General features: G+C 40.6%; 13 protein-coding genes. 4 read left to right on the forward strand and 9 right to left on the reverse strand.

Annotated elements, in window-relative coordinates:
* A complete protein-coding gene (locus IGI42_RS08125) occupies positions 1-837 on the reverse strand; it encodes a chorismate mutase (protein ID WP_438715326.1) in 837 nt (278 codons plus the stop codon).
* A gap of 10 nt (positions 838-847) precedes the next feature.
* Positions 848-1546, reverse strand: coding sequence for an NAD-dependent protein deacylase (locus IGI42_RS08130; RefSeq protein ID WP_438715327.1), 699 nt, complete (start codon positions 1544-1546; stop codon positions 848-850).
* Positions 1547-2452: 906 nt separating this feature from the next.
* Between IGI42_RS08130 and IGI42_RS08135 the strand changes: the two genes are divergently transcribed.
* Both IGI42_RS08135 and IGI42_RS08140 read left to right on the forward strand, forming a co-directional pair.
* Positions 2453-2836 carry a hypothetical protein gene (locus IGI42_RS08135; RefSeq protein WP_438715328.1) on the forward strand — a complete coding sequence of 128 codons (384 nt, stop codon included), beginning with the start codon at positions 2453-2455 and terminating at the stop codon, positions 2834-2836.
* 59 nt (positions 2837-2895) lie between these two features.
* Positions 2896-3459 carry a DUF2922 domain-containing protein gene (locus tag IGI42_RS08140; RefSeq protein ID WP_438715329.1) on the forward strand — a complete coding sequence of 188 codons (564 nt, stop codon included), beginning with the start codon at positions 2896-2898 and terminating at the stop codon, positions 3457-3459.
* A gap of 320 nt (positions 3460-3779) precedes the next feature.
* Here IGI42_RS08140 and IGI42_RS08145 read toward each other — a convergent pair whose 3' ends face one another.
* The 4 genes from IGI42_RS08145 to IGI42_RS08160 all read right to left on the reverse strand — a co-directional run bounded on the left by IGI42_RS08145 (position 3780) and on the right by IGI42_RS08160 (position 7683).
* A complete protein-coding gene (locus tag IGI42_RS08145; protein ID WP_438715330.1) occupies positions 3780-4454 on the reverse strand; it encodes a DUF2461 domain-containing protein in 675 nt (224 codons plus the stop codon).
* Complete coding sequence (locus tag IGI42_RS08150) at positions 4451-5314, reverse strand: RNA polymerase sigma factor (protein WP_438715331.1); 864 nt, start codon at positions 5312-5314, stop codon at positions 4451-4453. The genes IGI42_RS08145 and IGI42_RS08150 overlap by 4 nt, the downstream gene beginning before the upstream one ends.
* Before the next feature lie 156 nt (positions 5315-5470).
* Positions 5471-6814 (reverse strand): flavin monoamine oxidase family protein, encoded by a 1344-nt coding sequence (locus IGI42_RS08155; RefSeq protein WP_438715332.1) that lies wholly within the window; start codon positions 6812-6814, stop codon positions 5471-5473.
* Between the two features lie 59 nt (positions 6815-6873).
* Positions 6874-7683, reverse strand: coding sequence for a MerR family transcriptional regulator (locus tag IGI42_RS08160; RefSeq protein ID WP_438715333.1), 810 nt, complete (start codon positions 7681-7683; stop codon positions 6874-6876).
* Positions 7684-8210: 527 nt separating this feature from the next.
* On the opposite strand from IGI42_RS08160, the gene IGI42_RS08165 reads away from it, so the two are divergent.
* Positions 8211-8609 carry a (deoxy)nucleoside triphosphate pyrophosphohydrolase gene (locus tag IGI42_RS08165; protein ID WP_438715335.1) on the forward strand — a complete coding sequence of 133 codons (399 nt, stop codon included), beginning with the start codon at positions 8211-8213 and terminating at the stop codon, positions 8607-8609.
* An 11-nt stretch (positions 8610-8620) separates the two neighbouring features.
* A complete protein-coding gene (locus IGI42_RS08170) occupies positions 8621-11470 on the forward strand; it encodes a DUF3427 domain-containing protein (protein WP_438715336.1) in 2850 nt (949 codons plus the stop codon).
* Positions 11471-11610: 140 nt separating this feature from the next.
* Here the strand turns inward: IGI42_RS08170 and IGI42_RS08175 are convergent, their stop codons facing one another.
* The 3 genes from IGI42_RS08175 to IGI42_RS08185 all read right to left on the reverse strand — a co-directional run bounded on the left by IGI42_RS08175 (position 11611) and on the right by IGI42_RS08185 (position 13166).
* Positions 11611-11772, reverse strand: coding sequence for a hypothetical protein (locus IGI42_RS08175; protein ID WP_438715337.1), 162 nt, complete (start codon positions 11770-11772; stop codon positions 11611-11613).
* Complete coding sequence (locus IGI42_RS08180) at positions 11765-12439, reverse strand: zeta toxin family protein (RefSeq protein WP_438715338.1); 675 nt, start codon at positions 12437-12439, stop codon at positions 11765-11767. Before IGI42_RS08180 ends, IGI42_RS08175 begins: the two co-directional genes overlap by 8 nt.
* Positions 12440-12710: 271 nt before the next feature.
* The gene (locus tag IGI42_RS08185) at positions 12711-13166 is read right to left on the reverse strand and encodes a hypothetical protein (RefSeq protein ID WP_438715339.1); all 456 of its coding nucleotides are present in this window, start codon (positions 13164-13166) and stop codon (positions 12711-12713) included.
* Positions 13167-13345 lie beyond the last annotated feature (179 nt).

The following is a 13345-nucleotide window of genomic DNA, read 5'->3' on the forward strand; positions in this document are numbered from 1 at the left end:
CTACTCACCTAATTCTTTGGATTGAAAATTTCGGGATTGCTTCATGATGTCTTCAAAGGTCGCCCCAATCGTCTCCTTAAATAACGGGTTTTGCACCTGGCTGGTGACTCTGTCCAAGACTTCCATTTCCCGACTTTGATCAAGTACATCTTTTTGATGTTCTTTTTTATAGGCAGTGACTTCTGTGACCGCCTGCAACCGTTTTTCTAATAAGACCACCAGCTGTTCATCGATGGAATTAATTTTACGACGAGCTTCTGCTAATTGATCAGATTCTCCATCCACATCGATCGTTTTAATAATACGAGCAGGATTTCCGCCAAGTACTACATTGTCCGGGAAAGATTTCGTAACCACTGCACCGGCTGCCACAACGACATTGTTCCCTAAAGTTACACCTGGAGCTACTACGACACCACCGCCAAACCAGACATTGTCACCAATTGTGATCGGTTTGCCGTATTCCATCCCACTATTACGTTTTACCGGCTCAAGCGGATGCGTAGCCGCATAAAGCTGACAATTGGGGCCAAACATACAATTATCACCAATTGTAATGGGACAAATATCCAGAAAAATATTGTTAAAATTGCAGTAGAAATTTTCTCCTACTAAAATGTTGTAGCCATAATCAAAAGAAATTGACGGCTCTACATAGACTTGATTACCGGTCTTACCGAACGTATTTTTTACTAACTGTGATCGTTGGGCGCTATCAGTCTCACCATTGATTGCGCGCATTTTTTCTCTGGCATCTTTGCGATCAGCCACTAATTCAGCATCACCAGCAAAGTACAATTCGCCAGCAATCATTTTTTCTTTTTCTGTGCGTTCCATCTCGTTCCTCCTAAACTTCTCTAAAAACAGCACTGCCTTCTGCTTCCACAAAATCATAGCTTCCCGGAATATAAATCGGCGTCTGATTGATGGCCAAAACGGCCGCTGTTTCCTTCTTCTCATAAATTAAATCACAAAACGGATGGACTTGAAAGCTTGTTCCAACGATTACTAACAAATCTGAAACTTTTACTGCCTGAACCGCCTGATTCAAGGTATCTTCAGTGAATCCTTCCCCATATAAAACGATCCCTGGACGAATCTGTCCGCCACAATTTTCATGGCGATCGCTTTCCAGATATTCTTGCCAAGGCACGGCTTGCCCGCACTTCCGGCAGAAGCAATCATACAGTGACCCGTGAAAATTCACCAAGTGCTGACTTCCAGCCGCTTGATGTAAGCCATCAATGTTTTGTGAGACTACCCAGACTGGTTTTCGCTTTTCCAGCTGAGCCATTTTCTGATGAATCACATTGGGCTTAGCTGTTGGATGATAGAGTTTTTTTACAAAGTTATAGAATTTCTCCGGTTCTCGAATTAAACAATCGATGCTTAACAAATATTCCGGTGCCTCCATGCCTTGATAGACCCCCTGCAAGGAGCGATAATCCGGCACTCCCGAAGGCGTCGAAACCCCTGCACCGGTCAAAAAAGTAATGCTTTTAGCTTGCTGAATCTTCTCTACTGCTACTTGAATATGCGTTTCCATCTTGATCACCTCACTTTCATTATACTGCAAAACAAAAACACCGCTCAATGACCAATCTCTCTACTGAAACTCTCATCGCAACCCATAATATTAGAAAAAGATTAGAAGTGTTTAAATAACTAAAAAAAGGGGAGAGAACGCTTATTCACTATACTTATTAAGAAGACTAGAAAAACAGTTCAGCAGCTTTTTATGTCCATTTTTCGCCCTCTTGCTAACTTTTTTTACCCCCCTCTAACGTGCACCCTTAAAAATCAAAAACATTGATCTATCAACATTTTCCCATTTTCAACGTGCACGTTAGAGGGGTCTTTTGCACGTTAGCGTTTTTGTCTTTTTGCAAAAAATGATTTATCTTTTAATCAACGGCCGGGACAAAAAAACAAAATATTAGATTAACACCAAAAAAAGAAAGCAGAGGGAAAATAACAGAATGCGAAAAATTGGAAACGATTGGCAGGGCATCAGCCAACAAGTAGAGCTGCTTCCAAGTTTTCGGAAGAGTATCTCATCAACAGGCAAAATAGTAGAAAACGATTAAATTTGTTTAAATAACTAGAAAACAAATAGATACCTCTTGTTTACTCTGACTTCAGGAGGCATATAAAAACATGTCATCGGCCATTTTTGCTCGCTTTTTGACTAAATCGCTAAATATTTTTACCCCCCTCTTATTTGCACTTTTTTCTAATAGAAAAATTTTGAAAATTTGCTATGATCGCATTTCTGTATTTTGGCTGTGCAAATAAGAGGGGGCTTTTGCAAATAAGGACACGTTGTTTTTTCTGGAAAAACGGTTTATCTTTTAGTCAACGGCCGCAGATAGAAAACAACCTATAAAAAATCAAAAATACAATCAAAAAAAATCGATCGATTGAAAATAACAACTAGAAAGTAGGAATTACTATGTCACAACAACTATTCACCGACTATCAAATCTTCAATCTCACCCGCGAGACACTCGAACAGCGTATCGGGGAATTCTACGATGAAACGCAAGATAGTGCCACTACCATCAAATTATTGCTGGCTTTACGGGTTCGCTACCAGTTAGGTGCAGAAGAATTTGCATTGGTCTTGCAAGATCTAGTGAAATATCTATTTACGAAAACTAAAGCGACCAGAACTATGAAACGATTCTTCTATTACTTTGCAGAATATTTTGACACTGCCGAATGGAAAAAATTGTGCTCAAGGGTCTTCCCGATTCGTAATTTCGTTGAAAAAGCCAAGTCCATCGCTGGCTCACTCATTGCTCAATTCCGTCCGACAGAAACGGCGGTACCTTGAGACTACTAGCATATTGTCCTGTCCCTCTATGCTAAAAACTTACGAAAGGAGTTATCAAAATGATCAAATTAGTCGGAACGTTTCTGAACGATGCTGGAAAGAAACACAATCTGATTATGAAGGACCCAAATACAGACTTAAGTCCCGAAGTAGTCAAAGAAAATTTAGAGCTACTAACCACCTTAGATCTCTTTGAAAAAGACGGTGTGGCTTTGTTCCAAGAAACTGTTAGTGCGAAATATGTCGAAACGATTGAAACACCGATTTTTGAAAAGGAGGAATTTTTCGGCGATGCCAACGAACCAGTTACCTTAAATCAGTCGTTATTGAATCGTACACCAGTCACCGAGCAAGTTGAAGTGTCTGAAGAAAAGAAAGTCGAGGAAGTGGATAATCAACAGAAATTAGAAGAATTGAAAACACAAAGCAGTTACCGTGAATTGCCACAAGTACCGACGGTTTCACTTGAGAAACCAAAAGAAGTTTCAGAGGTACCCGCCGAAGTACCTGAAGATGCACCCGAAGAAGAAACAAAACCAAAACCGTACAACTTGATTTCACAAATGCTCCGTAGAAAAAATCGACGAAAAGCGCAGGAAAAACAGAAGAAAAATCTTAATTAAGCCGCCCACGAGTTCATTATTCGCTTCACACAAAACAAACCACCTGCAAAGGTTGGGCACTTCGCAGATGGTTGCTTCGTTCATTGAAAACTGAATAGGGTGCAGATAGCTTCTGTGATTAGTGAGTAGTAAGAATTATAAAATTTATCTTTTCTACTATTCTTTTTAGAAATACACTAAATACGCTACTTATCAGACTAGTCACACAGAAGGTAGTGCCACTGATGACTATCGGTAATCTACTTACAGATGCAAAAATAATTCTTTGATTCAATGATAAAACATCAAAGGTCCCACACAAACTTGATACGAGGAACATTTCACCGCTCTGGCATCTTGAAACCTAACAAGGCATCGTTAAGAAAACTATTCAATGGCTTCATTAGGCGAAATTTTTCTGCCGTAAAAGTTAGGTCTTTCGTCAGGAGTTCTTGGTCACTCATGACATATTCGATAGCCCAAGCTTTGTGTTTCAGATAGTCACCCAGTGGATGGTCTTTGTCATATCCTCGCGGAACATTTTTTAATTTCTGGCCGGTCACTTCAAAATTATCGGTAAAGTCCTTGGCAGTGATAATTTTTTGAAACTCTTTGCCATGGGTCAGTAGGTGGTCCCTAATCAATGTGGTGGCTTCAGGAAATTGACTAGCGAATACACCGCCACCTAGAAAAGATTTGCTGGGTCGAATGCAGATATAATAACCGGCAGGAATTGGCTTTCTTTCGGCAATCGAGAGATGCGCTCTGAACGCTGGATTGTAGGGTGATTTGTCATGGCTAAATCGTGTATCGCGGTTGAGTCGATACATCAGCCTTTTAGGTTCTAAGTTAGCTACGGAGGGATCGAATGCTGCGATCTGAGAAATTAAGTCCTGCAGGAATCTCAGAAATTCGTTTTTGGCCTCTTGGTATTCCTCACGGTGATCTTTCATCCAGTCGAGGGAATTATTTGCCTCCAACATTGTTAGGAATTCCAGCGTTTTTTCTAATTTCATTGAGTGCTTCCTCCTTGAAAGTTCCGTATTTTGTGCATGTTTGAAGAATGGACTAACTTATCGATAAATTCTTTGGCTGATATATTGGACTGATAGGCTGGCAGTTCGGAAAATACGGCGGACAGATCATCCAGCTGCTCGATCGTTTCCATATAGTCTACTAATATTTCTGGATTAATCTTTTTCAAGTCTTGATACTCCAGCTTTTTGGGATTCAGGCGCTTATTTTGAATGGCATAGCCTACCCGCTTTTCACAGGAACAAAAGCCCGTTTCGGTTAATCCACAATGAGCGGACAGGAACTCCCCCACTTTTTTTCGTGCTCTGGATAATTTTTGACGATAACTCTCAGGGGTCATAGTTAAGATCTCACCTGCTATTCTACTATCCACCTTAAACATGGTGCCTAATATGAATACACAGCGAGTCGTCGGGTCCAAGCATTGTAGTAACACATTCGTACAAGACATTTTCAGTTCTTGCGCTAAAATTTCTTGACTAATGCCTTGCATCAAATCATCGTTGGTCGCCAGAAAACCAGCTTTTATGTCGTTAGAATAGTAGTCAAAGTCCAACGGATACTTGGAAAACAGAGATTTCTTATAGTCGATCAGATGGTTAGTGGCAAGCCGATAGACCCAAGTTTTGAAGTTGCTTTCCTTACGAAACGTAGCTAAATTTGTCATCACCTTAGCCAAGATATCTTGCGTTGCGTCCTCTGCATCAGGGATAATCCCCAGCATTCTGAGAGATAGGTTGAAGATCACGTCTTGAACATCTATTAATAGCAGTTCCAAGGATTCACGGTTTCCGGATATTGCTTCTTCAATTAGCTGATTGGTTTTATCATCGTTGGTCATAACAAATCACTCCTTTACTCTATTAGACAGGAAAATGGTGGGATTGTGACAGATTTTTTGAATCTTTTTTTAGAGGATAAATTATTTTGAACTGTTTATTAGGAGTGTTGCGAAAACCAGCACAAAAAGGCCCGCTTTTTCAGCGAGACCTTTTGTTTATTCTTTAGATTTGCTTTCACTTTTAGCCATAATCTTTTGCGCTTCCCGTTCACCAGAACGAACCGCACCTTCGAAATAGCCGTTCCAGATTGTTGCAGTCTCTGTTCCCGCAAAATGAATGCCATCTACCTCTGATTGTAGGAATTCACCATATTTGATGAAACCGCCTGGTGTGAAGTGACCAGAGAAGCAGCCGTTGGTAAAGGGTTCTTCGTTCCAGTCTTGCGTGATAAAGTGCTCTGGATTTCTCGCTTGCTCACCATAAAGATGGACCAGCTCTTCAATCAGCAGTTCTTTTCTTTTAGCTTCCGGCAGCTTGCTTAATTGAATCGAGTCGATCCCGTAAACGAAAAAGGTCAGAATCCCTTTCTTTTGATCTTCCAGCGAATTATCTAAGCTTTCGATAATCAGCCCTTCACTCATGTTCCGTTGTCCAGATAGACCTTCATCCCGCCAGAAAGATTTCTCGTACACCGCATGGAACTTCGAGGCACTGCCTGGTAAGATGCTTTGTAAGGTCTTTTTCTTCCAAACCGGCAATTCCGGTGTAAAGGTGATTTTCGAATTTGCAACAGTTGGCGGTACGGCAATTAATACATGTGCTGCTGCGTATTGTTCGCCAGATCTTGTTTCCACAAGGTAACCTTCATCGGTTTTCGTGACTTCTTTGACTACTTGCTGATAGTAGACTGACCCATAATCTTCCGCCATTTTTTCAGCGATTGCTTGCGGACCTCCCACAACACGATCCTGCTGGGCGCCACCTTTTGCGCCAAGTAAACTCTGGACACCATTACCGGCTTTAATGTAATACAGCATTTGGAACAGGGAAACTTCGCCGGCATCAGAAGCTAGCAAACCGCCTGCCAGCATCCGACCAACAAAATTAGCGACTTCTTTATCTTCGCTTTGTAAGCTTAACCAGCTTGCTAGGGTCATCCGATCTTGTGTAGCAATCTCCGGACTTTGATGCGGTTGGTCTAAATTAACCTGATCCGCTAACTTATCGATCACTTCAAGCAGCTCCAGCATTTCTTCTGGTTCATTGTCATGAACGCCATCCAAATAATGGTACTGCCCTTTGCCAAATAATTGCGATGGGAAAGTCGGTACACCATACTGATCAGCTAGTTCATACATCCGATCCTGCGTTGGTCCTAACCATTGGCCACCTAAGTCGATCTGGGTACCATCTTCCAGCCACTTTGTTTCCGTTCGGCCGCCTACACGATCACGTGCTTCCAGAATAACCGTGTTAAATCCGTTTTTCTTTAATGATAAACCGGCTGCCAGTCCTGCAAACCCAGCACCGATGATAATCACATCGTATTTTTTATCCATTCTATTTCCTCCTAGAAATTCCTGATAAGAAAAGTATAGGGGTTATAACGGTTATAGGGTCAATTTTTAACTCTCACTTGGATCTCCGTCAAAAATTCGTCGCTATGCTGAGTCTCATGAAAATCAATCAAATAAAACTCGTAGAAAGGCAAAATCCCTTGGTGTCCCCGCTTCTTCAGCTGTTCTTTCATGTTCGTCAGATGCTCGTCTGCTCGCTCATAAGGACCTTGATAAAAGTAGCTGGCATAAGTTCCAGCTTCTAAGCAGCCATACTGTCCATCCACACCCGCAGTCTCGGAATCGGTTAGAAATAAAATCCCTTCGTATCGCAGCTTTTCACTATCAGCGATAATCCCAGCGACGAAGTGAAAGTCGTAAGTGTTGCTTTGTTCCAGCACCTCACCATACAACGAGCGCATCGCCGTTTCGAACTCTGATTCATTCGTATAATCAACTGTTTTATAAAAGTATGGTCGGGCTTCTTTTTCTTCGATTACGATACGTTCGATGGGCAGCTCCTGTTTCTGCAATTGATCCAAAAGCTGATTTCGTGCCGTAACACCTGCTAGCTTTTTCTCCATTAGAGCAATCTTTTCTTTTAGTAAGCGCTGATTTTCTCGGAAGATTTCTTGCGTGGTCGCCAAGGTTCGATCCTTCAGGTACCCTTCAATAACTTCCAGCGGCACATCCAGCTCCCGCAGGTCGCGAATGATGTTTAATATATAGATTTCCTTTTCGGTGTACACGCGATAATTTTTCTCAGTCCGCTCGGGCGTCAATAAGCCGATTTTTTCATAATGACGGATGATATGGGTGGAGATCCCGTACATCTCTGCTATTTCTTTGATTGAAAAGAACTTCGCTTTCATTGGTGGCCTCCTGTTGGTCCTTTTTGGGTTATAGGTTAAGGATACGTTAGATGGGTGGGGGTGGCAAATGGTTGGGGGCTTTAGTAGATTAGGTAGTTCAAGATCATGGTTTCACGTTTGTAGAAGGGAGTATTTTAGGATCAATTGATTCATTTGCATTCCATTATTTTAGATTTGGACAGATATAAGATCGCTTGAATAAGTGTCTTAGTTTCATTTACATTCCACTATTTTAGATTTGATCAACTCTTGCAGATAAAGATGATCAAGAAAATAACTTATTTACATTCCACTATTTTAGATTTGAACCTCATTACTATCAATGAATATGTTTATCCATTTATCAAAACTATTCCTCTAGATTAAAAGGAAAAAGTCCTTATCCTCATTATACTTAGTTTTTCCAAATCATCAGAAACCCCTTTCATAAAGTGCCGGTTTTTCATCATAATCCCCCCCTTGCTGCAATTTCCCCCAACTTCCTCTATAATTAAACCTACATACTCTATTTTAGAAAGAAGTTCATCATGAAAAAAACAATCGAAGTCGTCGGCGCAATCATTGTCGACAATGGAAAAATATTATGTGCCCAACGTGGGCCGGAAAAATCTTTAGCCAATTTCTGGGAGTTCCCCGGAGGTAAGATTGAATCTAATGAAACACCTATAGATGCACTGAAGCGTGAATTAACTGAGGAATTATTAATTACTGTTACGGTTGAAGACGAACTATTTGAATCGACAAAACATGAATACGATTTTGGCATTGTGCATTTGACTACCTTCATCTGTCACCTGCAACAAGGCGAACCGCAACTGACTGAGCATGTAGCGATCAAGTGGTTACCTGTTGAGGAGTTGGGTACTCTTGAGTGGGCACCTGCCGATATTCCGACCGTTGAGAAATTAAAAACTAGCAAATTATAAGGGAGTTGCTTATGGATGTATTAGAGCAGTCACTGAAAAAAGCTTTTATGAATAAAGAAATTGAAGGCTCACGTTATGATCCAAAGCTGATTATTAATCGTCCAGCAGAAAAAGAGTTCCTGTTAAATGTCTTGCAGGAAGAAATTGATACCTGTTCGGATTTCTTTTTCTCAGTGGCTTTTGTAACACAGGATGGCTTGAATGCTTTGAAGTCGCATCTTTCTGATCTGGCGGATCGCGGGATTTCCGGGCGTTTATTGACCTCGACTTATTTGGGTTTTAATCATCCGGATATGTTTGAGTCGCTTTTAGCTATTGATAATCTTGAGGTGCGGATTTCTGCCAAAACGGGGTTCCATTCTAAGGGGTATCTTTTTTCTCAACGAGATTATCATTCGTTTATTATCGGTAGTTCGAATTTGACCATGAGTGCCTTAAAGTTGAATTATGAGTGGAATATTCGCCTGACTTCTTATGAGCATGGCGAAGTAATTCACCAGATTCAGAATCATTTAGTTAGTGAGTGGGAGCAGGCGGAAGCTTTGTCTCCTGATTGGGTTACTAACTATCGGAAGAATTATCAGCCAACTATCAATAATCAGCAATTGGCAACTGCCGCCACTGTCGATCAAGCGCTGACTCAATACATCGTGCCCAATCGGATGCAAAAAGTAGCTTTGAAAAATTTAAAGGACCTGCGAGCTACGGGTGCCAAAAAGGGACTGGTCATTTCGGCAACTGGGACGGGGAAAACTTATTTGGCCGCTTTCGATGTGTTGCAAGCTAAGCCGAAACGGATGCTGTTCATCGTTCATCGCGAACAGATTTTGAATAAAGCCAAAGAATCTTTTGAAAAAGTGTTAGGAGATCCTACTGAGCAATTTGGTATTTTGTCGGGTAGTCAAAAGGACACCGATGCCAAATATTTGTTTGCCACTATCCAAACGATTTCCAAGCCAGCTTATCAAGAGCTCTTTGAGAAAGATTATTTTGACTATATTTTAATTGATGAGGTTCATAAAGCCGGGGCGCAATCTTACCTGAAAACACTAAACTACTTTGACCCTGAATTTCTATTAGGGATGACGGCTACACCTGAGCGGACCGATAATTTCAATATTTTTGAGTTGTTTGATTACAACATTGCGTATGAAATTCGCCTGCAGGAAGCGTTGGAAGAAGATTTGCTGTGTCCTTTTCATTATTTTGGGGTAACGGATTATGAGAAGAACGAGGTCGTCATTTCGGAAACTACTGATTTGAAATACCTGACTACTAAAGAACGAGTAAATTTCTTACTTGAAAAAATCCACTACTATGGTTGTTCGGGAAATAATCCTAAAGGGTTGGTCTTTTGTAGCCGCAAGGAAGAAGCGCGGGAATTATCCGATCACTTCAATAAGGCTGGAATTCCTAGTACGTATCTAACTGGTGAGCATACGATTGACGAACGAGAAGCTCAGATTGAGCGCCTAGAATCGGGTGAGCTTAACTACATCTTTACCGTGGATATTTTTAATGAAGGGATCGACATTCCAAAAATCAATCAAGTGGTAATGCTGCGGAATACTCAGTCTAGTATTATCTTTGTCCAGCAGTTGGGACGCGGATTGCGGAAAGATAAGTCCAAAGAATTCGTGACAATCATCGACTTTATCGGAAACTATAAGAACAATTATATGATTCCTATGGCTCTTTCTGGCGATATTACACGAAACAAGGACAATCTTCGCAAAGATACCTTTGATACCAACTTTATTACTGGCTTGTCTACCATTAACTTTGAAGAAGTGGCCAAAGAACGGATCTTCAAATCGATCGACGATGCCGCTTTGGATTCGATGAAGGAATTGAAACAGATTTATTCATCCTTCAAGAATCGTTTGAACCGAGTTCCTCTGTTGACTGATTTTATCCAGCAGCAGGTACTTGATCCGATGCTGATTGCCAATAAGTTTGATTCGTATTATACATTTTTGACGAAGGTGAAGGACAATGAAGGAACGTTATCTGCAGAAGAAAACAAGTTTTTGATGTTTTTGTCTCGGGAAATTTTACCAGGAATTCGCCCCCACGAAATTGTCCTGCTATCTAAATTAGTGAAAGAGCAATCGGAGCTATCGACTGCAGACATCCAGCAGTTGTTTACAATTTGTCATTTGTCTTATGATGAAGCCATCCTATCTTCAGTCCTGCGAACTCTTTCCTTAGCCTTTTACACAGGTGGACAGAAGAAAACCTATCAAGGTGCCGAACTTATCCACGTGGATAACTCTACAGTGTACTTAACTGAAGTTTTCCACAAGGCTTTGCAAAATGATTATTTTAGAAAGTTGTTGGAAGACTTGCTGGCAGCCAGCTTCTACAAATCAGAAAGCTTTGCTCCTGATCAGCCCTTAACCCGTTATGCTAAATACCGGAGACGGGATGTGCTGCGGATGCTTCAGTGGCAGGAACAGATGGTGGATCAAAACATTGGCGGCTATACCTATAAGGACGGGAAGTTCGTCATCTTCATCACCTTGCAAAAGGGCGAAGACTTTAAAGGTGCTCAGATGGCTTATGAAGATGAGCTGATTGACGAGAACACCATGCGCTGGTTTACCAAATCACCAAGAACCTTAGCATCCCCTGAAGTAAAAGCATTGCAGGATATCCACATGTGGACAGTCTATTTATTCGTGAAAAAGTCTGACGATGAAGGCACTGAATTTTACTATTTGGGTGAAGCCGTACCGATCCAAGATACAATCAAGCAGCTTTCGAAACCAACCCAAGAAGGCAAAGAGCAGAATGTGGTGGAAATGGATTTGCGCTTGAAGGATGCAGTGGATAGTAAGTTGTTTAAGTATTTGAGTTAGGAGTATAATAAAAAAGCATGTGTAATGTACCTGGAAATTTAAACCCAGGTCACTGCATATGCTTTTTTCACATGATAAAAGGGCTAATCGACTAACAATATTTGATCTCTCACGAATAAATCTTCAACTAATTTTCCGTACTATTTATCTAACCCAACCAATTTACGCTGTCTCTCGTTTGCTTGATCAGCAATATATTTCATGAACGTTTTGAATTCTTTAGCCGTGGCATTTTCTGACAAATCAGAAATGCTATTGTTGTATTTTTCAACAATTCGTTTGACTTCTTCTTTTTCAGTCATTTAATTCTTCCTCCAGTTCTTTTTGAATATATTGTAAGGGCAGTACTAAATTTACATTGTCTGCGGCATAATAACTCTCAGATACATTATTTTGATAATCTTTAATGATGATGTGCAGTAATATCTCCGGGTGTCTTAATTTTACTTTTTCAATATTTTCTCTTGATTTGAAAAAAGCGTTGATGAACGTTTTCTTTGGAACGTGACGTCCTTCTGTAACTTCACGCTGTTTTGTAAACTCCCATGCAATTTTAGGATCTTGGTAGACATAGAAAATAGTGATGCTGTAATTATTCTTCAACGCTCGAGTGATATTCTTTTCGGCGCTTAAAATCGCAAAGGTTGCATCCAGGATAAATGAGTAACCTTCCTCCAAAACAAACTTTAGTGATTGTTCAACTAGCCAAGAGGAAGCTTTTTGAAAAAGGCTAGAATTTGTTCCATTGTAGTCAGGAAATTGTGTCCTGAAGTAATCAGCATCAATAACAACATAATTTTGGTAGTTTTCGGCCAATCCCGCAACGACTTCTGTTTTTCCAGCACCAGGACTTCCAGCCATAAAAATGGCATCTCGTTTATTCTCAGGATATTTGCCTCTGACTACTTTCTCAATAAAAGTATCTTTATTCTCTTTGGCGAAGGCTAAATAACGATCGATTTTCTCCATGAATAAGCTCACCCTCTTCCACTGCATTTAAAGTATATTATAATGCACGGTGAGCTTAAAGTCAGTAATGATAGCTACTAATGCTTCTAATCCAATAGAAACTTATTCTGTAGCAGAGGAAGCTAACACCCATTTTCCACTGTAGTATTTGCGATTATAGTCCTGTGAGCGTATAATTTTATGAAAGAAACTTACCCATGATCGCTGATTAACTGCGAATAAAACCTTCTTTGGAATATGCCAGTAGTCCTCAGATCAGTTTTTCGGTCTTTCAATCGTTTATTTCACCATCTGTGACATTCGCAATGACAGCTGGATTACTTTGCTGGATAGGCCCTCTAAAATGAACTTTTACATAACTTCCGTTTTGAACTTTAGTGGGTACACCATCCAGTTGATACCAAGAGTAGGCCGGATCTTGGGAAACATCTGATATTTGGCTAGTGGATAACGGTTCAAAGTATTTTTCTTCCTCTGAAGAGATTCGGATTTTTCTTCGCTGATCAAGATAGCCATTCCAATAATACCCCTCCAAAAAGCTGCTATCTTCTGGCAATGTCGAACTGCTCTCAGTAAATCGAGTATCCTCAGTGCTTGTTGAAGAAGTGCCACTTGAGCTGCTTACATAATTGGTGGGTGCAGAATTGCTTGTCATGTAATTTGTACCGACGAACGCGAGTAACAATAGAACGATCACTCCTAGTAGTAATACGGCTATTTTTTTCATACTCTCACTTCTCCATTCTGAGTAAATCCCACAGCTGTCAGTCCGGTTTCCATTAACTTAATTATATCATCGATAGTCTGCCGGTTTATCTAAAACTTGCGAGCCATAGACAATGGTGATGGTGGTTCTAGTTACACAAAGGACGTGTTTGATGAACTCAGTGGTGCCGCTGCGAGACA

It is taken from the genome of Enterococcus sp. AZ109, assembly GCF_051714625.1.
Classification (GTDB): domain Bacteria; phylum Bacillota; class Bacilli; order Lactobacillales; family Enterococcaceae; genus Enterococcus_A.

Coding starts and splice junctions, on each gene's coding strand:
- IGI42_RS08125 (WP_438715326.1), bottom strand. CDS start 837: ATGGAACGCACAGAAAAAGAAAAAATGATTGCTGGCGAATTGTACTTT.
- IGI42_RS08130 (WP_438715327.1), bottom strand. CDS start 1,546: ATGGAAACGCATATTCAAGTAGCAGTAGAGAAGATTCAGCAAGCTAAA.
- IGI42_RS08135 (WP_438715328.1), top strand. CDS start 2,453: ATGTCACAACAACTATTCACCGACTATCAAATCTTCAATCTCACCCGC.
- IGI42_RS08140 (WP_438715329.1), top strand. CDS start 2,896: ATGATCAAATTAGTCGGAACGTTTCTGAACGATGCTGGAAAGAAACAC.
- IGI42_RS08145 (WP_438715330.1), bottom strand. CDS start 4,454: ATGAAATTAGAAAAAACGCTGGAATTCCTAACAATGTTGGAGGCAAAT.
- IGI42_RS08150 (WP_438715331.1), bottom strand. CDS start 5,314: ATGACCAACGATGATAAAACCAATCAGCTAATTGAAGAAGCAATATCC.
- IGI42_RS08155 (WP_438715332.1), bottom strand. CDS start 6,814: ATGGATAAAAAATACGATGTGATTATCATCGGTGCTGGGTTTGCAGGA.
- IGI42_RS08160 (WP_438715333.1), bottom strand. CDS start 7,683: ATGAAAGCGAAGTTCTTTTCAATCAAAGAAATAGCAGAGATGTACGGG.
- IGI42_RS08165 (WP_438715335.1), top strand. CDS start 8,211: ATGAAAAAAACAATCGAAGTCGTCGGCGCAATCATTGTCGACAATGGA.
- IGI42_RS08170 (WP_438715336.1), top strand. CDS start 8,621: ATGGATGTATTAGAGCAGTCACTGAAAAAAGCTTTTATGAATAAAGAA.
- IGI42_RS08175 (WP_438715337.1), bottom strand. CDS start 11,772: ATGACTGAAAAAGAAGAAGTCAAACGAATTGTTGAAAAATACAACAAT.
- IGI42_RS08180 (WP_438715338.1), bottom strand. CDS start 12,439: ATGGAGAAAATCGATCGTTATTTAGCCTTCGCCAAAGAGAATAAAGAT.
- IGI42_RS08185 (WP_438715339.1), bottom strand. CDS start 13,166: ATGAAAAAAATAGCCGTATTACTACTAGGAGTGATCGTTCTATTGTTA.